The following is a 20,300-nucleotide window of genomic DNA, read 5'->3' as shown; positions in this document are numbered from 1 at the left end:
GGACCGGGAATGACAAAACCCCGCCTTGGCGGGGTTTTGATTATGCGTCAAAAACGAATTTCTGGCTGAGCCCGTTCATGCGTAACGGCGCAGACGCGTCGCAAACTCCTGCAGCGCGTGAATACCGCTCTGTTCCGCGCGATGGCACCAGTTCTGCAACTGGCCCAGGAGCTGTTCGCGCGATGCATTCGAGCGCTCCCATATGCCGGCCAGCTCACGACGCAGTTCGTAATACGTCTTGACGGCATTGCTGTGCGCGAAGATCTCGCCCAACTGTTGTTTCTGCGGCTCTTGCAGCGAAGCTTCGTCGTGATGCAGCCACTTGCTCGCGCCACGCAGCAACTGATACTCGCCAAGCTGACGCTTTTCCTTGAAGCGCGCCAGTTCCTGACCGTAGGCACGCTTGAATGTCTTGGCGTATCGCTCCATCACTTCGTAGCGGTTCGAGAGCACGGCCTGCAGCGTGTCATCGTCGCACGCTGCCTTGTTCTTCGCGAGCTTCGGCGTCGGCGCGATCTTCTTCACCTTGGCCAGACCCAGCGCAGACAACACACGGATATAGAGCCAGCCGATGTCGAACTCATACCACTTGTTCGAGAGCTTGGCCGACGTCGCGTACGTGTGGTGGTTGTTGTGCAGCTCCTCACCGCCGATGATGATGCCCCACGGCAGCAGGTTGGTCGACGCGTCCGCGCAATTGAAGTTGCGGTAACCCCAATAGTGGCCCAGACCGTTGACCACGCCGGCCGCCCAGAACGGAATCCACACCATCTGCACGGCCCACACCGTCAGGCCGACCGCGCCGAACAGGGCGATGTCGATGATCATCATGAAGCTCACACCCAGAATCGGATAGCGCTTGTAGAGATGATTCTCGATCCAGTCGTTCGGCGTGCCGTGGCTGAACTTGCGCAGCGTTTCTTCGTTCTTCGCTTCGGCGCGATAGAGTTCGGCCCCTTCGGCCAGCACTTTCCACAGGCCGCGCGTTTGCGGGCTGTGCGGATCTTCCGGCGTTTCGCACTTGGCGTGGTGCTTGCGGTGAATGGCAGCCCACTCGCTGGTGACCATGCCAGTGGTCATCCACAGCCAGAAACGGAAGAAATGGGCGACGATCGGATGCACGTCGAGCGCGCGGTGCGCCTGGCAACGGTGCAAGTAGATCGTCACGCCCGCGATCGTCACATGGGTGACGATCAACGTGAACAAGGTGATCTTCCAGCCGCTCCAGTCGAGCAGGCCGGTCGAGATGAATCCAAGGAGACTGTCCAGCAAAATATCACTCCAAACTAATCAATACGGTAGCAATCACGGCATCGCTGCCGTGTCTTGTCTTGTCGGGCCGGTAGGGCATCGATGGCCGTCGCGTCAGGTCTCGTTCTTGAGCTCGCTTGACGCTTGGATTCGCTGAAGATCGGCAAGTTGCTGAATGCCGGGGCGAGATGGGCGGAAAACGTGCCAGTGAACGTCGGGTTTTTATCGTTTGGCAAGCATTTTACCTGACGGACTGACGCCCGTGTGTAACGTCCCCGCCACGCATTTTGTCGCAGGTCAACCCGCTGCCCCGGGGAAAAGCATCAATTCCGGGCTATGCAGGCCGCTTGGCACCGTCTTCGGCCTGCTGTGGCGCGCGTTCAGACGATTCTGCCGGCAACACCGTCGGATGCGCACCGCCGACCGGCACGCCATCGGTCCAATCATTCAGAATGCGTATTTCGCGCTGCGCATACGGAATTTCAATACCATGCTCACGAAAAGTGCGCCAAATCCGCAAATTGATCTCAGAACGAATCGCGCCACTGCCCTGAGCCGGATCTTGCACCCAGAAGCCCATTTCGAGATCCATCCCATCCGCGCCGAAGTTCAACAACAACGCCGAAGGCGCCGGATCGGCCAACACGCGGGGAATGCCCACGGCCGCCTTGAGCATCAGCGACATCGCCAGTTCGACGTCGGCACTGTAAGCCACCTGCACATTGACCTTGGCGCGCCCGCGGGTCTCGGTAAAGGAGTGATTCTGGACGACGTTCGTCACCAGTTGCTCGTTCGGCACCAGGGCTTCGACGCCGTCCAGCCCCCGAACGACCGTATAGCGCGTATTGATCTGCGAAACCGTGCCGTGGTACGGGCTGACGGTAATGAGGTCGCCAATGCGCACCGAGCGGTCGAGCAAGATAATGAAGCCCGACACGAGATTCGACGCGATCTTCTGCAAACCGAAGCCCAGCCCCACGCCGAGCGCGCCGCCGAACACCCCGAGCACCGTAACGTCGATGCCGACGAACGACAGCGTCGTGAGCACCGCAATCAGCGTCAGCACGCCCTTGACCAGCCGCGAAAGCACCACCTTCAGATTGCCGTCGAGCGTGGCCGTGCGCATGATCCGGTCTTCAATCAGCGCCCCCACCCACATCGCCAGCACGAGCGTCACGCCGATCCAGAGCAGGCCGGAGAGGATCGAGAGCAACGTCAGATGGCTCGAGCCCACGGCGAAGCGCACGCTGGCGAGCCACTTCAGGATGTCGTCGTGGACACCGAGCACGTACGCCAGCATTGACAGCCAGGCGAGCGCCGTGAAAACGCGCTCGAAGACTTTCAGCAGCCCCGACGCGTGGGGAGACGACGCGAACAATCGGCGCGCGAGATAAAACGCCAGATAGATGAGCGCAGTGCCGAAGAGCGGCACCTCCGCGAGCATCAGCAGCGAGACGTGCGTGTAGTCCTGCAGCACCACGCGCGTGAGCGCCACGCAGATCCAGCCGAAAATCGGGAAGAAGGCGCGACGCAGGCTCGACGACCCCGCCCGGCGCGCCGGTGCGACACGCTCGAAATGACGGTCGAGCCGGCCGATCATCCAGCGCCGCAGCACGAAGGCAACGACAAGCGCGAGCGCGAGCGCCACGACCTGCCAGACGACCTGCGGTTCGCCGACATCACGCACGACATCACGCACCAATCTCGCGAAAGCCGGACTTTCCTGCATCGCTCTCTCTCTTCTTGTTTTTTGTTAGCCGACGCCGAGCACAGCGTTACGCCGAACGTCGCTCGAACACGGCGGCGAAAAAGCCGTCGGTCGCGTGGCGGTTCGGCAGCAATTCGAGATACTCGCCCGTGTCGATGTCGATTTTCTGCGCTGCAAGCAACGCATTCGCCGGTAACAGCGCGAAATCCGGATGTGCGGCCGCAAACGCCTCGGCGATGGCACTGTTCTCTTCGTTCAGCAGGCTGCACGTAGCGTACACGAGACGGCCGCCCGGCTTCACCAGACGTGCTGCGCTCGCGAGGATCGACGCCTGCTTTTGCGTGAGCTCCGCGACCGACTGTGGCGACTGACGCCATTTCAGATCCGGATTGCGACGCAGCGTGCCAAGCCCACTGCAAGGGGCGTCGACCAGCACGCGGTCGATCTTGCCCGCCAGACGCTTGATCTTGCTGTCGTTCTCGCTGTCGATCATGACCGGATAGACGTTCGACAGGCCGCTGCGCGCCAGACGCGGCTTGAGCTTCGCCAGGCGCTTTTCCGAGATATCGAACGCGTAAAGGCGCCCCGTCGAACGCATCTGCGCGCCGATGGCGAGCGTCTTGCCGCCGGCCCCGGCGCAGAAGTCGACGATCATCTCCCCGCGACGCGGCGCGACCAATTGGCACAGCAACTGGCTTCCCTCGTCCTGAACTTCGATCGCACCGGAAATGAACAGCGGATGCTTTTGCAGTGCAGGCTTGCCGGCCAGACGAATGCCGTTGGGCGCGAACGGCGTCGGCTCGGCCGAAAAGCCGTCCGCACGCAGTTGCGCGAGCACATCGTCCCGGTTCGCCTTGACCACGTTCACACGGCAGTCGAGCGGCGCGGGCTGGTTAAGGGCCGCGGCGAGCGCTTCGAGTTCAGTGCCGTCGAATCGCGTGGCCAGACGCTCATAGAGCCATTCCGGTAAATTGGTGCGCACGCGAGCAGACAGGCTGGCCGGGTCGATCTGACCGACGTGCTCGAGCCACGAGACTTCATCGGGCGTTGCCACCAGTTGCACCGACGCCAGACCGCGCGTGAACGCCAGACCGAGCAATGCCAGGCGTCGCTCCAGCGGCCCGGAGCCACTGCCTGCATGCTGACCGAATTCGAGCTTGCGGCGCAGAATGGCGAAGACCGTTTCCGCCAGCACACCGCGCTCGCGGTGGCCCAGCTTGGCGTTGGCGCGGAAGTACGTGCTCACAAGCGTATCGGCCGGACCGCTGAACGTCAGCACGCTGCCGAGCAGGCGTTGCGTGTGCTCGAAGAGTGCGGGCGACAGGTGCTCGCCGCGCATGCGGGCCGTCTCGGCGGGCGGCGCCTCCGGACGGCGATCGTTGCGTGAACGGTCGTAGCGGTCAGGGCGGACATATCGCTCCTGACGCTCTCCCGCCTGCCCGCCCTTTGACGGCTGACGGGTATCGGTGGATCGGCCACCGGCGCGATGACCGGATTGATTGGCGCCATCGCGGCGCTGTGTCGGGCGGGTGCTCATGCGTCCTCACCAAAAAGCCATTGCGGATCGGGCGTGCCGTCGGCCCCGGGCGTGGTCGTCACGCGGCCATCGGCCACGACCAGACGATCTTCCACGAACCAGCGCACGGCGCGCGGATAAATGATGTGTTCCAGCGGCAGAATGCGCTCGGCCAGCGTCTCGGGGGTGTCTCCTGCCCGCACCGGCAAGGCCGCCTGCAGGATGTACGGGCCGTGATCGAGCTCGGCCGTGACGAAATGCACGGTTGCGCCCACGACCTTGCAGCCGGCGTCGAGCGCGCGGGCGTGCGTTTGCAGACCCGGGAAGGCAGGCAACAGCGACGGGTGAATGTTCAGGAGTCGGCCGGCGTAGCGCTCGGTAAAGCCCGGCGTCAGAATGCGCATGAAGCCGGCGAGCACCACCACATCGGGCTGATGGCGATCGATCTCGGCGGCAAGTTCGGCGTCGAACGCCTCGCGCGTCTTGCCCTGGCTGGGCACCACGGCCGTAGCGATGCCGTTTTCCTGGGCGAATGCCAGGCCTTCGGCGTCGGCGCGATTGGTGATGATGGCCGCCACGCGGGCCGGCCAGCCTTCTGCGGTACAGGCACGGACGATGGCCTGCATGTTGCTGCCTCGTCCGGAAATCAGGATGACAATGTTCTTCATCGCAGGATTTTATCATTGGTGCGACGCACCAGACACGTGGCATTGACCGCGTCGTGCGCCGCGATGGCCCCGAAGCGTTTATAATTCAACGTTCTGCGGCGCCGCAATGTCGGATCGGCCGTCCTGCGCCGCCCTGGGCTCGCCCCGTCGCCGCAGGCCGGTGGGTCTTCGCATCCGCGCCGCGCGGGATTATCCACCAACGCTCAATTCGACGTCCTGACCTGACGCTTCCATTATCGTGCGAGTCTTCCGGGGTCTACCCAACGCGCAGAGCAAAGCGCCCTGCGTGCTGACGATCGGCAATTTCGACGGCGTGCACCTGGGCCACCAGGCGCTGCTCGCTCGCGTTCGCGCCTCGGCGGCCGCACGCGGCCTACCGGTGTGCGTGATGACGTTCGAGCCGCATCCCCGTGAGTATTTCATGCCCGACCGGGCGCCCGCGCGCATTTCCAACCTGCGCGACAAGTTCGAGGCGCTTCGCTCGCATGGGGTCGACCGCCTGGTGGTGGAACACTTCAACGCCCATTTCGCCGGCCAGTCGCCTGAAGACTTCGTGCGCAATATCATCGTCGACGGGTTGCACACCCGCTGGCTGCTCGTGGGCGACGACTTCCGCTTCGGCGCGAAACGCGCGGGCGACATCGAATATTTGCGCGATGCCGGCCGTCGCTTCGATTTCGTCGTCGAACAAATGCCGACCTTCGCACACGACGGCGTGCGGATTTCCAGCTCCGAAGTGCGCACGGCGCTCGCCGACGGCAATTTCGAGCGCGCCCACGCGCTGCTCGGCCGTCCGTACGCGATCACGGGCCACGTCGTGCATGGCATGAAGCTCGGCCGCAAGCTGGGCTTCCCGACGCTCAATCTGCGCATCGCCCACAAGCATCCGGCGTTGACGGGAATTTTCGTCGTGCAGGTGCATGGCCTGGCGGACCGACCGCTGCCCGCCGTGGCCAGCCTGGGTTGGCGCCCGACCGTGGACGATTCCGGGCGCGTGCTGCTCGAAGTCCACCTGCTCGATTTCGACGGCGATTGTTATGGCAAGCTGGTGCGTGTGGAATTCTTGCAGAAGCTGCGTGACGAAGCCAAATTCGACGGTCTGGCCGAACTGGAAGCGGCCATCGCGCAAGACACGCGCGAGGCGCGCGCCTACTTCGCGCATGCGCTTGATGCCAACAGCCCGAGCGCACGACGCGACTTTGCCACCTCGGCTACCGACCGAATTAGTTGATCTTCGCCCGCGTGCGCCGGCGCCCAGCGCCTCGCGCGCGGCCCGCCGCCGCCACTGGCACCTGCCCGGGCGTTGCCGCTTCCGGCCCACAAGGCCCGCCTGCAACGCCAACGGCGCGAGCGCCCTACACCTGATATTCCAAATTCGTAGCGAAGCCCCATGAGCGAAAAGAAAGCCCCGAGCAAATATCCCGTCAACCTGCTGGACACGCCGTTCCCGATGCGCGGCGATCTGCCCAAGCGCGAGCCTCAGTGGGTCAAGCAATGGCAGGACAAGAAGATCTACGACAAGATCCGCCGCGCAAGCAAAGGCCGTCCGAAGTTCATCCTGCATGACGGCCCGCCGTATGCCAACGGGGACATCCACCTCGGCCACGCGGTCAACAAGATCCTCAAGGACATGATCGTCAAGGCACGCAGCCTGGCGGGCTTCGACGCCGCCTATGTACCGGGCTGGGATTGCCATGGCATGCCGATCGAAATCCAGATCGAAAAGCAGTTCGGCAAGCACCTGCCGGTGCGCGAAGTACAGGAAAGGGCGCGCGCCTACGCGGCGGAACAGATCGAACGCCAGAAGCCCAACTTCAAGCGTCTGGGCGTGCTCGGCGACTGGGACAACCCGTATAAGACCATGAACTTCTCGAACGAAGCGAACGAGCTTCGTGCGCTCGCGAAGATCATGGAGAACGGCTACGTCTACCGTGGTCTGAAGCCGGTGAACTGGTGCTTCGACTGCGGATCCGCACTCGCCGAAGCGGAAGTCGAGTACAAGGACAAGACCGATCTGGCCATCGATGTCGGCTTTGCCTTCGCCGAGCCGGAGAAAGTCGCGAAGGCCTTCGGCCTGCCGAAGCTGCCGCGCGAAGACGGCCACATCGTCATCTGGACGACCACCCCGTGGACGATCCCGTCGAACCAGGCGCTCAATGTTCACCCGGAAGTCGAATACGCGCTGGTCTCGACCGAGCGCGGTCTGCTGATTCTGGCAAGCGAACGCGTTGAAGACTGCCTGAAGACTTACGGCCTGCACGGCGACATCGTCGCGCGCACGAAGGGCGAAGCGCTCTCGCTGATCCGCTTCCGTCACCCCTTGTCGACGGCCGACGCCGGCTACGAGCGCACCTCGCCGGTCTATCTCGGCGACTACGTGACGACCGAAACGGGGACGGGCATCGTCCACTCGGCCCCCGCCTATGGCGTGGAAGACTTCGTGTCGTGCAAGGCGCATGGCATGTCCGACGCGGATATCCGCATGCCGGTGCTGGGCGACGGACACTATCAGGACAGCCTGCCGCTGTTCGGCGGCCAGTCTATCTGGGACGCCAACCCGCAGATCGTCGAAGCGCTGCGCGAAGCCGGTACACTGTTCCACTCGTTCAAGTACACGCACAGCTACATGCACTGCTGGCGTCACAAGTCCCCGATCATCTATCGCGCGACGAACCAGTGGTTCGCGGGCATGGACGTGAAGCCGGTCGACGGCGCGCCGGGCGGCGGCAACACCCTGCGCGAGATCGCGCTCGCCGGCATCGAAGCCACCGAGTTCTTCCCGGCGTGGGGCAAGCAGCGTCTGCACAACATGATCGCGCACCGCCCGGACTGGACGCTCTCGCGCCAGCGCCAATGGGGCGTGCCGATGGCCTTCTTCGTGCACAGGGAAACCGGCGCGCTGCATCCGCGCACCCCGGAACTGCTCGAAGCCGTGGCCAAGCGCGTGGAAACCGAAGGCATCGAAGCGTGGCAAACGCTCGACCCGGTGGAGCTGCTCGGCGACGAGGCCAAGGATTACGTGAAGAACCGCGACACGCTCGACGTGTGGTTCGACTCGGGCACGACGCACTGGCATGTGCTGCGCGGCTCGCACGCGCATGAGCTGGGCTTCCCGGCCGACCTGTATCTGGAAGGCTCGGATCAGCACCGCGGCTGGTTCCATTCGTCGCTGCTCACGGCCTCGATGATCGACGGCCGCCCGCCGTACAAGGCGCTGCTCACGCACGGCTTCACGGTCGACGGTCAGGGCCGCAAGATGTCGAAATCGATCGGCAACACGATTCTGCCGCAAGACGTCGCAGACAAGCTCGGTGCCGAAATCATCCGCCTGTGGGTGGCGTCGACCGATTACTCGGGCGAGCTGTCGATCTCGGACGAAATCCTCAAGCGCGTCACCGAAGGGTATCGCCGTATCCGTAACACGCTGCGCTTCCTGCTCTCGAATCTGGCCGATTACGACCACGCGAAGCACGCGCTGCCGGCCGACCAATGGCTGGAAATCGACCGCTACGCCGTGGCATTGGCCCAGTCGCTGCAAACCGAAGTGCTCGGCCACTACGACCGCTACGAGTTCCATCCGGTCGTGGCCAAGCTCCAGACGTTCTGCTCCGAGGACCTCGGCGGCTTCTACCTCGACATTCTGAAGGATCGTCTGTACACGAGCGCACCGGACTCGCCGGCCCGCCGCGCCGCCCAGAACGCCCTGTACCACATCACGCATGGCCTGCTCAAGCTCATGGCCCCGTTCCTGTCGTTCACGGCCGAAGAAGCATGGCAGGTGTTCCAGCCGGGCAATGACACGATCTTCACGGAGACGTACTACGCTTATCCGGACGTCGCGGAAGGCTCGCGTCTGCTTGAGAAGTGGTACCTCCTGCGCACGGTGCGCGGCGACGTCACCAAGGCGCTCGAAGAGGCACGCGCGGCGGAGCAGATCGGTTCGTCGCTGCAGGCCGAAGTCGACGTGCGCGTCTCGGGGCGCAAGTACGAGGTGCTGGCGAGCCTCGGCGACGACCTGCGCTTCGTGCTGATCACATCGGGGGCGGCCGTCACGCAGGTGGCGACCGAAGCCGACGAAGGCGTGATGGTCACGCCGTCCTCGCACCAGAAGTGCGAGCGTTGCTGGCACTATCGCGAAGACGTGGGCGCAGACGCGGCCCATCCCACCCTTTGTGGCCGCTGCGTGTCGAATCTGTTCGGCAGCGGCGAACACCGGAGCGCGGCATAATGGCAAGCAAGGCAGGCGCCCGTACGGGCGCACGACGCAGCAATGGCAATGGGGGCGCGCGGGGTGGCGCCGCTTATGGCTTGGCCCCGTGGCTTGGGGTCGCGGTCATCGCGATCCTGATCGATCAGGTCACCAAGCTGACGATTCTGAAGACGTTCCAGTACGGCGAGTTTCATCCGTTGACGTCGTTCTTCAATCTGGTGCTGGTGTACAACAAGGGCGCGGCGTTCAGCTTCCTGGCGGCCGCCGGCGGTTGGCAGCGCTGGTTCTTCACGCTGCTCGGTCTGGTGGCGGCGACCGTGATTATCTTCCTGCTCAAGCGCCATCACGGCCAGAAGATGTTCTGCCTGTCGCTCTCGCTGATTCTGGGCGGCGCGCTGGGCAACGTGATCGATCGGGTGATCTACGGCCACGTGATCGACTTTCTGGACTTTCACGTCGGCGGCTGGCATTGGCCGGCGTTCAACATGGCTGACTCGGCCATTTGCGTGGGCGCCGTACTGCTGGTGATCGACGAGCTGCGACGCGTGCGGCGCGGCAAATAGCGCACCGCGGATCGAGGCAAAACACCGTCGCGGCGCCCAGGAGGCGCCGCGCAGCACTTTGGAGGAGGCACTTCCTATGGATCGCGGTGAACTTGCGGGCAAGACCATCGTTCTCGGCCTGACCGGCGGCATTGCCTGCTACAAGTCGGCCGAACTCACCCGGTTGCTCATCAAGGCCGGTGCGACGGTGCAGGTCGTGATGACCGAGGCCGCCACGCAATTCATCACCCCGCTCACGATGCAGGCGCTCTCGGGCCGCCCGGTCTTCACCAGTCAGTGGGATGGCCGCATCGACAACAACATGGCGCACATCGACCTCTCGCGCGAGGCCGACGCCATTCTCATCGCCCCGGCCTCCACCGACTTTCTCGCCAAGCTCGCGCACGGCATGGCGGACGATCTGCTGTCCACGCTGTGCGTGGCGCGCGATTGCCCGCTGCTGGTGGCGCCCGCGATGAACCGTCAGATGTGGGCCAACCCGGCCACTCAGCGCAATGCGGCGACGCTGCGCGGCGATGGCGTCGCGATCCTCGGCCCCGGCAGCGGCGAGCAGGCCTGCGGCGAAATCGGCGACGGACGAATGCTCGAACCGGAGGACCTGTTCGAGGCGCTTGCCAGCTTCTTCCAGCCCAAGCGACTCGCCGGGCGCCGCGTGCTAATTACCGCCGGCCCGACTTTCGAGCCCATCGACCCGGTCCGCGGCCTGACCAACCTGTCCAGCGGCAAGATGGGCTTCGCGCTCGCGCGTGCCGCGGCGCAGGCCGGTGCCGAGGTGCATCTGATCGCCGGCCCGTGCTCGCTGGCGACGCCCTACGGTGTCACGCGCCGCAACGTCCAGACGGCGCAGCAAATGTATGACGCCGTGATGGCCGACATCTCGCACAACGACATCTTCATCGCGGTGGCCGCCGTGGCCGATTGGCGCGTGCGCGATGTGGCCCGCGACAAGATCAAGAAGGCGGGCGACGCCGACGTGCCGACGCTCGAATTCGTGCAGAACCCCGACATCCTCGCGGCCGTCGCGCAGCTGCCGACGCCGCCCTACTGCGTGGGGTTCGCAGCCGAGTCAGGCGATCTGGAGACCCATGGCGCCCAGAAGCGCAAACGCAAGCAGGTGCCGCTGCTCGTCGGCAATCTCGGGCCGGCCACGTTCGGGCAGGACGACAATGAGGTCATCCTGTTCGACGAGGCCGGGCAGCAACACCTGCCGCGTGCCGACAAGGCATCGCTCGCCCAACGCCTGATCGCCGAAATCGCCGCCCGGCTTCCCTCGCGCGCGCCGGGCTGACGATCGTCTGCGCCCAACCACGTGCCGCACACCGTCTCATCGGTGTCTCGTCTGTCATCGTCGTTGTCCGACGACGCTGACAGACTGGCGGCAACGCTCGACGTCACGGCCTCAGCACCGCGGCCCTTCGGCCCTTCCGCCGTCGGCCCTCGAAGGCCATCGCAAACAATAACAAGCCCAATGACGCAACCTCCTACCTCCGCGCGGCCCGCCGTCAGTGTCTACGGGACCCTGAGCATGCTCGCCGCAATCATGTTCTTCGGTTTCATGACGATCGGCATGCCGCTGCCCGTACTGCCGGTCTACGTGCACGAAACGCTCGGCTACGGCGCCTTCGTGGTGGGCGTGACCATCGGCATCCAGTCGGTCGTCACATTGCTGCTGCGCTCCTACGCCGGACGCACCGTCGACACCCGCGGCCCGCGCCGCGCCGTGCTGACCGGCCTGTGCGGCTGCGGCGTGGCGGGCGTGCTCTATCTGGCGGCGTCGATGGTGCCGCACCCGGCACTTGCGCTGGGCATTCTCATCGCGGGACGCGTTGTGCTCGGCTTCGGCGAAAGCCTGATCCTGACCGGCGGCATGTCGTGGGGCATCGGCCTGCTCGGCGCCGCCCACGCCAGCAAGGCGATTTCGTGGCAAGGCGTGTCCATGTACACGGCGATCGCCATCGGTGCCCCGTTCGGGGCCTACCTGCTGCAATCGGCCGGCTTTACGGCGGTCTCGCTGGTGAACATCGCGCTGCCCGCCATCGCGTTCGCGATCGCGCTGCGTCTGCCAGCAGCCGCGCCCATTGGCGGGAATCGCTTGCCGTTCTTCCGTGTGGTGGGACTGGTATGGCGCCCGGGACTGGCCATGACGCTGGGCAGCATCGGCTATGCCGTCATTGCCGCGTTCATCACGCTGTACTATGCGAGCCACGGCTGGTCGGGTGCCGCGTTCGCGCTCACGCTCTATAGCGCATGCTTTATCGGCATACGGATCGTGCTCGCGCACGCCGTCGATCGATTCGGCGGACGCCGCGTGGCTATGGCCTCGCTCGTGTTCAGCGCCATCGGCCAGTTCCTGCTGTGGGGCGCGGTGAACCCGGACATGGCCCTCGTGGGCGCCGGACTCACCGGCGTGGGCTTCTCGCTGGTCTTCCCGGCCCTCGGCGTGGAGGCGCTGCGTCAGGTCCCGCCGCAGAACCGCGGCGCGGCGCTGGCGGCCTACTCGGCATTCTTCGATCTGGCGCTTGGGCTGATCGGTCCGATGGCCGGTCTCGTCGCCAACTATTTCGGCTATGCCTCGATCTTCCTGTGCGGTGCCCTCGGCGGCATCGTCGCGATTCTCATGATTGCGCGCCTGCCGCACGCAGGCCCGGTCGCGACACCGGCGGATTCGTCCGCCGGCAGCGGCCACTGATTCCGCACCACTACGACGTCGATGGCCCGACGCCATCGACTTGGAGCCTCGAATTCATGACGACTACGGCCGCGGCACGCATCAAGCTGTCGATCCTCGATCAAACTCCCGTAATTCACGGCCACAGTGTGGCGGACGCCATCGCAGCGACCGTGGAACTGGCGCAGGCCGCCGACGACCTGGGCTACACGCGCTACTGGTGCGCGGAGCATCACGGATTGCGTGGTGTGGCCAATCCGGCACCGGAGGTCATGATCGCCCGGCTCGCCAGCGTGACGAAGCACCTGCGGGTCGGCTCGGGCGGCGTCATGCTGCCGTACTACAGCCCGTTCAAGTTGGCCGAGCAATTTCTGACGCTCGAGGCGTTGTTTCCGAATCGCATCGACCTTGGCGTCGGACGTGCCCCCGGCGGCGACATGCGCACGGCGCGCGCCGTGGCGAAAGGGCCGTACGACGCCGGCGAGCACTTCCCGCAACAGGTGGCAGAGCTGGCCGGCCTATTCAACGACACGCTGGCCGACGATCACCCATACCGCGACGTGCTGCTGCAGCCGGCGGTGGCAACACGCCCCGAGCTGTGGGTACTGGGCTCGAGCGAGTTCGGTGGCCTGCTTGCCGCGCAGCTCGGTCTGCGCTACTGCTTCGCCCACTTCATCAATGCCCATGATGGCCATCGCGTTACGCAGGCGTACCGCGAGCGCTTCACGCCGGGCGCGCCGCGCAAACCCTATTGCGCCGTGGCGCTCTTCGTCATCTGTGCCGATACCGACGCCGAGGCCGAAGCCCTGGAGGCCGGCGTAGACCTTCGGCGCGTGCAGATGGCTTACGGCATGAACGAGCCGATTCCGAGCCTTGAGCAAGGCGCGCAGGCCATGGCACAGTATCGTGAGCGGGAGTTGTCCGTGATCGCGCGCGAGAAGCCGCGTAGTATCATCGGCACCCCAGAGCGCGTGACTGAACGCGTGTTGGCGTTGCAGGAACAGTTCGAGGCCGACGAAATTGTCGTGTTGACCGTGGCCGGCAGTTATCGCGCCCGGCTGCGCTCACATGAACTGCTCGCGCAAGCGTTTTCGTTGCGCAGCGCCGACTGACGGGCACCGGAGACGCGCCCGCCTGTGCGCGAAGCGTCCCTGGCCGCATTTTTCGACAGCCATCCCTCATCCAACGCCATACGACCATGAACCTCGACGTCAAGATTCTCGACGAACGCCTGCGCTCGCAGTTGCCCGCCTATGCCACGCCGGGCAGTGCCGGGCTCGATCTCCGGGCGTGCCTCGACACACCGATGACCATTGAACCGGGACAGACGGTGCTCGTGCCGACGGGGCTGGCGATTCATCTGTCCGATCCCGGCTACGCCGCGTTGATCCTGCCGCGCTCGGGCCTCGGCCACAAACACGGCATCGTGCTTGGCAATCTAGTGGGACTGATCGACTCGGATTACCAGGGCCAATTGATGGTCTCGACCTGGAACCGGGGTCATGTGCCGTTCGTGCTGAATCCGTTCGAGCGTCTGGCGCAACTGGTGATCGTGCCGGTCGTGCAGGCCACGTTCAACCTCGTCGACGCGTTCCCCGAGAGCGATCGCGGCGCGGGCGGTTTCGGCAGCACCGGCAAGCACTGACGCCACGCGGCGGCGGCGCGACCCGGCCGACGAGGACCACGAAAAAGCGCCGCATGAAGCGGCGCTTTTTCATTGGGCGATGCCGTGACGATTACTCGACTTCGGCCGCTTCCGGTTCGGCACGGGCGTTGCCATCCTGCGGGAACGACAGTTGTACCTGATCGTGCTCATCCAGATTCACGGTGACGCGCCCGCCGCTGGTCAGACGCCCGAACAGCAATTCGTCGGCCAGCGCACGACGGATCGTGTCCTGGATCAAACGCTGCATCGGACGCGCACCCATCAGCGGATCGAAGCCCTTCTTCGCCAGGAACGCGCGCAGCTTGTCGGTGAAGACCACTTCGACCTTCTTCTCGTGCAACTGGTCTTCGAGCTGGATGAGGAACTTGTCGACCACGCGCAGGATGATCTGTTCGTCGAGCGGCTTGAAGCTGATGATCGCGTCCAGACGGTTGCGGAACTCCGGCGTGAACATGCGCTTGATGTCGGCCATTTCATCGCCGGCCTGACGCTCGTTCGTGAAACCGATGCTCGCGCGGTTGATCGTCTCCGCGCCCGCATTCGTCGTCATGATGACGATGACGTTACGGAAATCCGCCTTGCGACCGTTGTTGTCGGTGAGCGTGCCGTGGTCCATCACCTGGAGCAGCACGTTGAAGATGTCCGGGTGCGCCTTCTCGATTTCGTCGAGCAGCAGCACGCAATGGGGCTTCTTCGTGACGGCTTCGGTGAGTAGCCCGCCCTGATCGAACCCCACATACCCCGGGGGCGCGCCAATCAGACGACTCACCGCGTGACGTTCCATGTACTCCGACATATCGAAGCGGATCAGCTCGATGCCCAGCGTGAAGGCGAGCTGCTTCGCGACTTCGGTCTTGCCGACACCGGTCGGGCCCGAGAACAGGAACGCGCCGATCGGCTTGTCCGTCTTGCCCAGCCCGGCGCGCGACATCTTGATTGCGGCCGACAAGGCGTCGATGGCCGGGTCCTGCCCGAACACCACGCTCTTGAGGTCGCGGTCGAGCGTCTGGAGCTTGCCGCGGTCATCGGCCGACACGCTCTGCGCCGGAATGCGCGCAATCTTCGACACGATGTCCTCGATCTCGCCCTTGCCGATCGTCTTCTTCTGCTTGGACTTCGGCAGAATGCGCTGGGCGGCGCCGGCTTCGTCGATCACGTCGATGGCCTTGTCAGGCAGGTGACGGTCGGTGATGAACTTGGCGGACAGCTCGGCCGCGGCCGACAGTGCACTCGACGAGTACTTCACGCCGTGGTGCTCTTCGAAACGCGACTTCAGCCCGCGCAGGATCTGCACGGTCTGCTCGACGGTCGGCTCGTTCACATCGATCTTCTGGAAACGACGCGACAACGCGGCGTCCTTTTCGAAAATGCCGCGATACTCGGTGAAGGTCGTGGCGCCGATGCACTTGAGCTGCCCCGACGACAACGCCGGCTTGAGCAGGTTCGAGGCGTCGAGCGTGCCGCCCGACGCGGCGCCCGCGCCAATCAGCGTATGAATCTCGTCGATGAACAGGATCGCGTTGTTGCGCTCCTTGAGTTCCTTGAGCACCGCCTTCAGGCGTTGCTCGAAGTCACCGCGATACTTCGTGCCGGCGAGCAATGCGCCCATGTCGAGCGAGTAAACAGTGGCGTCCTGCAGGATCTCGGGCACTTCGCCGCGCGTCACGCGCCAGGCGAGGCCTTCTGCGATGGCTGTCTTGCCCACGCCGGCTTCGCCGACGAGCAGCGGGTTGTTCTTGCGGCGGCGGCACAGCACCTGCACCACGCGCTCGACTTCCGCCTCGCGCCCGATGAGCGGATCGATCTTGCCGTCGCGCGCCAGCTGGTTGAGGTTCTGGGTGTACTGCGCGAGCGGGCTTTCCTTGGCGTTCGCCCCCTCTTCCCCTTCGGCACTGCCTTCGCCGGCCTTGGCCGACTCGCCGGGCGCGCCCGTCTTGGTAATGCCGTGAGAGATGAAATTGACGACATCCAGACGCGTCACGCCCTGCTGCTGCAGGTAGTAGACCGCGTGGGAGTCCTTTTCACCGAAGATGGCGACCAGCACGTTGGCGCCCGTCACTTCCTTCTTGCCGTTGGAAGTCGATTGCACGTGCATGATGGCGCGTTGAATCACGCGCTGGAACCCGAGCGTGGGCTGTGTGTCGACCTCGTCGCTACCCGGCACCGTCGGCGTATTGTCGGCGATGAAGTTGCGCAGGTTCTGCCGTAAATCCTCAAGATTTGCGGCGCAGGCGCGCAACACTTCGGCAGCGGTCGGGTTATCCAACAGGGCGAGCAACAGGTGCTCGACCGTGATGAATTCGTGTCGTGCCTGGCGCGCTTCCATAAACGCCATGTGCAGGCTGACTTCCAATTCCTGGGCAATCATGCTTCCTCCATCACGCACTGCAGCGGGTGCCCGGACTGCCTTGCATGGCTAACAACTTGCTCAACTTTGGTCGCCGCGACGTCGCGCGTAAAGACCCCACAAACTCCCCTGCCCTCTCGGTGAACCTTGAGCATGATCTGCGTGGCAGACTCCCGGTCCTTATTGAAATATTCCTGGATGACCATCACCACGAATTCCATCGGGGTGAAATCGTCGTTCAACAGTACCACCTTGTACATCGATGGCGGCTTGAGCTGTTGCTCCTGCCGCTCCTGTACGGTGTCGTCATGCGTTGTCGGTAAGGTTGCCATACGTGGATTCTAAACAACTCCCGGGTTCAGCAAGCCATCGGCGTCCCGATTGCCGCCTGCCGTCCGGTCGTCCACCGGAATGCCAACACTCGTCGTTCCGCGCGTTGTCCAGCAAGGCGCCGCAGCCCCGACCACCGGGGCGTGCCACACCCATATGAGTCAGCTTAACCCAAATTTCAAGGGCGTGTCTCCGCAGGCCCGGCGCACGCACAAGCATCAGGGTAAAACCTGATCGAGCGCAACTTCTATCGTTCAAAAAGGGCTTGACACTATTGGTAGTTAGCGAAAACAATCAACGTGGCGCTTTTCCTCAATAAGGGTTTTAAAAGAAAAGATGCCTGGGTGAGCCTAAGAAGCCGCCGCCAGCCGGCGGGATTTTCAGATGTGCTCGTTGTTGCGGTGATATGTAGTAGTCGTAATTGTTCAGGGGAAGTTCGTATGGCAACCGGTACGGTCAAATGGTTTAACGACGCCAAGGGTTTTGGATTCATCACGCCGGATGAGGGTGGCGAAGATCTGTTCGCGCACTTCTCGGCTATTCAGATGAACGGCTTCAAGACCCTCAAGGAAGGTCAAAAGGTGCAGTTCGAGGTCGTTCAAGGCCCGAAGGGCAAGCAGGCTTCGAACATTCAGGCGCCCGCCTGAGGTAGCGCCGCTCGTCGTATTGAAGACCCGGCTCCGGCCGGGTTTTTTATTGCGTCGCAACAATGCAACACGCACCGGTGAATTTTGCAGTTCGCTTTGCGAATATCAAAACCGACGCCGCATTCCACTCCGGCCCGGCAGCTTTTTGAAACGCGATGGCGTTTAATCCATTTGCTACCTGGCTTCATCGATATATTCCGCTCCCAAATTAAAATGGGACCGGACATTGTTGCTCTGCGGAAACCCATTACGCATTCGATCAATTTGACTCGGCATTCCTATGCAGCCGGCCGGTCAACCACGACTCAATCGTCGCGAGTTAAGTATCGGAATGAACGGGTTGTTTAAGGACTGTGCAAACCGAATCCGTGACAGCTATGCGACTCACGCATGAATATTATTTGTTTCATGCAAAATAAAAATGCAACAAATGATACTTCGCCATGTGCACATCGCTCCCCACCGTAGCGTTGACCGGCGGCCCCGCCGCGGAAATGCGACGGGCCGCCCCGAACCCTCTCAAGTTCGATAGGCGGCCCGTGTAGTCGTGTTGCCCCTAGGCGGGGCAACCCACCGGTCTCACGGCAAAAGCGTTAGCTCAGATCGACGTAGACCTTATCGGCCTCGATGCGAATCGGATAGCGCCTCACTGCTGCGGTGAGCGGCGCGCACATCGCTGCGCCGGTTCGCACGTCGAATTTCCCCTGATGCAGAGGGCACTCGATCTCGTGCCCGTCGAGAAAGCCGTCGCACAGGCGGGCGTTTCCGTGTGTGCAGGCGTTGTCCGTGGCATACACCTCGCCGTCCACACCGTACAGGGCAATCTCCCGTCCGCCCACGATCACGCCGATCACGTCGTCCTCGGGAATGGCGTCGCGCGACGCCGCCTCAATCCAGTTGCCGCTCATCGTGTGCCTCGCTTCAGATCGGATAGATCAGCGAGTTGGGAATCATCTCGCTGTCGAAAATGCATTGACGGGACGCGAATTTCCATCCGTCGCCCGTTCGTTTGACGACGTCCAGATAGCGCCCGACCGACAGAATGTCGGTGAGCTGATCCGGCTTCGTCCGAAATACGGCGTAGTTGGCCTCGACCTGGAGCGTGTCGTCGTCGCGTCGCCGAATGGCCGGCAGTCCGATCACGTGGCGCTGGTAGTAAGGGTCGTGGAACAGCGTGTCGCGAATGCCATAGATGCGATCGCGCAGCATGCCGCGGCTCTCGAACGACAGGGTCGCCAGCGGCAGGCCCATCTCGAAATTCTCGCGCGGCTGAATGCGATACACGCAGTCATCCAGGAAGAAGTCGGGCCAGGCATCCCACTGCTGCGTGTCGAGCGCCGCCGCATAAGCGGCGTTGAGGTCGATCACGGCCTGAAACGTTGCAAAATCCACCATCGCGTCGTCTCCTCAAACGCCCATGACGCGGCGCCAATAGGCGTACATGCCGCGAATCAGGGTTTCCGTCACCATGTGTTCCGTGTTCTCCACCCCTGTGCCGCCCAACTCGGCGAGGGCGCGGTGCCAGGGCTTCTGCGCGAAACCTTCCTGCGAGCACTCGATGGCCTCGCCGTCGTCGGCCGACACAAAGCCGGCCGGGCCGAACAGATTGGCCTGACGCAAACGGCGCTGCGTCATTTCCTCGGTGTCGTCTTCGAAACCGAAATGCGTCCAGACGAAGTCGAACGCATCGTGGCCGCGCGGCTGGATGTGACGCGTCGAGACCGAGTTGACTTGTTGCTGCAGAATCACGCTGGGGAAAAGCGTCATGAGCACGGCCGTCGGCCCCTTCCACCAGTCTTCCTGCACGATGTCGAGAAAGCGCGTGTCGTTGAGCGACATCGACGCCTTGAAACTCGACACCCCCGAGGTCACTTCCCCGCCACCGCCCTGCCCGCGCGTGGACACCATCGCGGCATGACGCCCGTGCTCGTCCATCACCAGACGCGATTTGTTATCCGCGCGCCACAACCCGAACGTGACGAACCACGTGTGCAAGAGACCTGGGTGGTAGGGGTCCTTGATGTTCTCCTGCATCAGCTTCCAGTTCCCCGGGATGCGCTGCTTGTTGTAGCCGAGCAGTTTGAGCTTTCGCCCGTTGAACAGTCGATCGAAGTAGGCGCAGATCTCCGGCCCGAGAAAGTTCTCGAGGGATTCGATGTCGTGATCGAATGACGCGAAAATCACGCCGCCGCGCGTGGCGACCTTGAGCCGGGTGAGGCCGTGATCTTCCGGCTTGAAATCCTTCGGCATGCCGCCGTTGATCTTGCCGTCCTGCTTCACGCCGCGCCGGAACGGCACGCCCTGCAGATTGCCCTTCAGGTCGTAGTTCCACTGGTGATATGGGCAGTGGAAGTCCGTGCGGTTGCCGCGCTTTTCGCGACAGAACTTCATGCCACGATGCGCGCAGACGTTTTCGACGACGTTGATGTCCCCCGCGGCATCTCGCGTCACGATGACGGAGCGCTCACCGATCACCGTGCGCTTGAAATCGCCCGGATTCGGCACTTCGGCTTCCAGCCCGACGTAGTTCCAGTGGTTGCGGTAGAAGCAGGCGTCCAGCTCGCGCCGATACAGTTCTGCGTCCGTATAGACGCGAAAGGGGATGCGGCTCGAGCCCTCGGCGGGCCAGACATCCGACGGCTGCGCGCCGGCGCACGGCGCCGGGTCGAACTCGGCAGTCTGCGGTGTGGTACTCATGATCGTCTCCTGAGGGGGATGCGGAAAAG

Annotated in this window: 17 protein-coding genes; 8 read left to right on the top strand and 9 right to left on the bottom strand. The window is 63.6% G+C overall.

What is annotated here, in order from left to right; all coding sequences use genetic code 11:
• Positions 1-75: 75 nt before the first annotated feature.
• The 4 genes from PanNE5_RS12285 to purN form a co-directional block, all read right to left on the bottom strand.
• Positions 76-1,272 carry an acyl-CoA desaturase gene (locus tag PanNE5_RS12285; protein WP_017232781.1) on the bottom strand — a complete coding sequence of 399 codons (1,197 nt, stop codon included), beginning with the start codon at positions 1,270-1,272 and terminating at the stop codon, positions 76-78.
• A 313-nt stretch (positions 1,273-1,585) separates the two neighbouring features.
• The gene (locus PanNE5_RS12280) at positions 1,586-2,980 is read right to left on the bottom strand and encodes a mechanosensitive ion channel family protein (RefSeq protein ID WP_261938058.1); all 1,395 of its coding nucleotides are present in this window, start codon (positions 2,978-2,980) and stop codon (positions 1,586-1,588) included.
• Between the two features lie 46 nt (positions 2,981-3,026).
• Positions 3,027-4,298, bottom strand: a complete 1,272-nt coding sequence (locus PanNE5_RS12275) for an RsmB/NOP family class I SAM-dependent RNA methyltransferase (protein ID WP_017232779.1) — start codon at positions 4,296-4,298, stop codon at positions 3,027-3,029.
• 194 nt (positions 4,299-4,492) lie between these two features.
• A complete protein-coding gene (purN, locus tag PanNE5_RS12270; protein WP_017232778.1) occupies positions 4,493-5,143 on the bottom strand; it encodes a phosphoribosylglycinamide formyltransferase in 651 nt (216 codons plus the stop codon).
• Positions 5,144-5,381: 238 nt separating this feature from the next.
• Here purN and PanNE5_RS12265 point away from each other — a divergent pair, with 238 nt between their 5' ends.
• The 7 genes from PanNE5_RS12265 (at position 5,382) to dut (ending at position 14,229) form a co-directional block, all read left to right on the top strand.
• Positions 5,382-6,374: a bifunctional riboflavin kinase/FAD synthetase gene (locus tag PanNE5_RS12265; protein ID WP_026131737.1), complete on the top strand. Its 993-nt coding sequence runs from the start codon at positions 5,382-5,384 to the stop codon at positions 6,372-6,374.
• Between the two features lie 159 nt (positions 6,375-6,533).
• Entirely contained in the window at positions 6,534-9,371 is a 2,838-nt protein-coding gene (gene ileS / locus PanNE5_RS12260) for an isoleucine--tRNA ligase (protein ID WP_261938057.1), read from the top strand.
• Positions 9,371-9,916: a signal peptidase II gene (gene lspA / locus PanNE5_RS12255; protein WP_017232775.1), complete on the top strand. Its 546-nt coding sequence runs from the start codon at positions 9,371-9,373 to the stop codon at positions 9,914-9,916. The genes ileS and lspA overlap by 1 nt, the downstream gene beginning before the upstream one ends.
• A 76-nt stretch (positions 9,917-9,992) precedes the next feature.
• Entirely contained in the window at positions 9,993-11,204 is a 1,212-nt protein-coding gene (gene coaBC / locus PanNE5_RS12250) for a bifunctional phosphopantothenoylcysteine decarboxylase/phosphopantothenate--cysteine ligase CoaBC (RefSeq protein ID WP_017232774.1), read from the top strand.
• Between the two features lie 237 nt (positions 11,205-11,441).
• A complete protein-coding gene (locus PanNE5_RS12245; RefSeq protein WP_017232773.1) occupies positions 11,442-12,605 on the top strand; it encodes an MFS transporter in 1,164 nt (387 codons plus the stop codon).
• A gap of 56 nt (positions 12,606-12,661) precedes the next feature.
• Positions 12,662-13,696: an LLM class flavin-dependent oxidoreductase gene (locus tag PanNE5_RS12240; protein ID WP_017232772.1), complete on the top strand. Its 1,035-nt coding sequence runs from the start codon at positions 12,662-12,664 to the stop codon at positions 13,694-13,696.
• A gap of 86 nt (positions 13,697-13,782) precedes the next feature.
• Entirely contained in the window at positions 13,783-14,229 is a 447-nt protein-coding gene (gene dut / locus PanNE5_RS12235; protein WP_017232771.1) for a dUTP diphosphatase, read from the top strand.
• Between the two features lie 91 nt (positions 14,230-14,320).
• Here dut and clpA read toward each other — a convergent pair whose 3' ends face one another.
• Positions 14,321-16,618, bottom strand: coding sequence for an ATP-dependent Clp protease ATP-binding subunit ClpA (clpA, locus tag PanNE5_RS12230; protein ID WP_017232770.1), 2,298 nt, complete (start codon positions 16,616-16,618; stop codon positions 14,321-14,323).
• Positions 16,615-16,929 (bottom strand): ATP-dependent Clp protease adapter ClpS, encoded by a 315-nt coding sequence (gene clpS / locus PanNE5_RS12225; protein WP_010807118.1) that lies wholly within the window; start codon positions 16,927-16,929, stop codon positions 16,615-16,617. The genes clpA and clpS overlap by 4 nt, the downstream gene beginning before the upstream one ends.
• A 438-nt stretch (positions 16,930-17,367) precedes the next feature.
• On the opposite strand from clpS, the gene cspD reads away from it, so the two are divergent.
• Entirely contained in the window at positions 17,368-17,574 is a 207-nt protein-coding gene (gene cspD / locus PanNE5_RS12220; protein WP_017232769.1) for a cold shock domain-containing protein CspD, read from the top strand.
• Between the two features lie 593 nt (positions 17,575-18,167).
• Here the strand turns inward: cspD and PanNE5_RS12215 are convergent.
• Genes PanNE5_RS12215 through PanNE5_RS12205 form a run of 3 tightly spaced genes read right to left on the bottom strand, consistent with a single transcriptional unit; the run spans position 18,168 to position 20,271 of the window.
• Positions 18,168-18,482, bottom strand: coding sequence for a non-heme iron oxygenase ferredoxin subunit (locus PanNE5_RS12215; protein ID WP_017232768.1), 315 nt, complete (start codon positions 18,480-18,482; stop codon positions 18,168-18,170).
• A 13-nt stretch (positions 18,483-18,495) separates the two neighbouring features.
• Complete coding sequence (locus PanNE5_RS12210; RefSeq protein WP_261938056.1) at positions 18,496-18,969, bottom strand: aromatic-ring-hydroxylating dioxygenase subunit beta; 474 nt, start codon at positions 18,967-18,969, stop codon at positions 18,496-18,498.
• Between the two features lie 12 nt (positions 18,970-18,981).
• On the bottom strand, positions 18,982-20,271 hold the full coding sequence (locus PanNE5_RS12205; RefSeq protein WP_017232766.1) for an aromatic ring-hydroxylating dioxygenase subunit alpha: 1,290 nt from the start codon (positions 20,269-20,271) through the stop codon (positions 18,982-18,984).
• Positions 20,272-20,300 lie beyond the last annotated feature (29 nt).

It is taken from the genome of Pandoraea sp. NE5 (assembly GCF_024363545.1).
Taxonomy (GTDB): domain Bacteria; phylum Pseudomonadota; class Gammaproteobacteria; order Burkholderiales; family Burkholderiaceae; genus Pandoraea; species Pandoraea cepalis.
Note: the sequence above shows the minus strand (reverse complement) of the source record. Positions and strands in the feature narration are given on the sequence as shown.

Bases quoted from the DNA above. Each gene is read 5' to 3' on its own strand.
- PanNE5_RS12280 (WP_261938058.1), bottom strand. From the start codon at position 2,980: ATGCAGGAAAGTCCGGCTTTCGCGAGATTGGTGCGTGATGTCGTGCGT.
- PanNE5_RS12275 (WP_017232779.1), bottom strand. From the start codon at position 4,298: ATGCGCGGCGAGCACCTGTCGCCCGCACTCTTCGAGCACACGCAACGC.
- purN (WP_017232778.1), bottom strand. From the start codon at position 5,143: ATGAAGAACATTGTCATCCTGATTTCCGGACGAGGCAGCAACATGCAG.
- ileS (WP_261938057.1), top strand. From the start codon at position 6,534: ATGAGCGAAAAGAAAGCCCCGAGCAAATATCCCGTCAACCTGCTGGAC.
- lspA (WP_017232775.1), top strand. From the start codon at position 9,371: ATGGCAAGCAAGGCAGGCGCCCGTACGGGCGCACGACGCAGCAATGGC.
- coaBC (WP_017232774.1), top strand. From the start codon at position 9,993: ATGGATCGCGGTGAACTTGCGGGCAAGACCATCGTTCTCGGCCTGACC.
- PanNE5_RS12245 (WP_017232773.1), top strand. From the start codon at position 11,442: ATGCTCGCCGCAATCATGTTCTTCGGTTTCATGACGATCGGCATGCCG.
- PanNE5_RS12240 (WP_017232772.1), top strand. From the start codon at position 12,662: ATGACGACTACGGCCGCGGCACGCATCAAGCTGTCGATCCTCGATCAA.
- dut (WP_017232771.1), top strand. From the start codon at position 13,783: ATGAACCTCGACGTCAAGATTCTCGACGAACGCCTGCGCTCGCAGTTG.
- clpA (WP_017232770.1), bottom strand. From the start codon at position 16,618: ATGATTGCCCAGGAATTGGAAGTCAGCCTGCACATGGCGTTTATGGAA.
- clpS (WP_010807118.1), bottom strand. From the start codon at position 16,929: ATGGCAACCTTACCGACAACGCATGACGACACCGTACAGGAGCGGCAG.
- cspD (WP_017232769.1), top strand. From the start codon at position 17,368: ATGGCAACCGGTACGGTCAAATGGTTTAACGACGCCAAGGGTTTTGGA.
- PanNE5_RS12215 (WP_017232768.1), bottom strand. From the start codon at position 18,482: ATGAGCGGCAACTGGATTGAGGCGGCGTCGCGCGACGCCATTCCCGAG.
- PanNE5_RS12210 (WP_261938056.1), bottom strand. From the start codon at position 18,969: ATGGTGGATTTTGCAACGTTTCAGGCCGTGATCGACCTCAACGCCGCT.
- PanNE5_RS12205 (WP_017232766.1), bottom strand. From the start codon at position 20,271: ATGAGTACCACACCGCAGACTGCCGAGTTCGACCCGGCGCCGTGCGCC.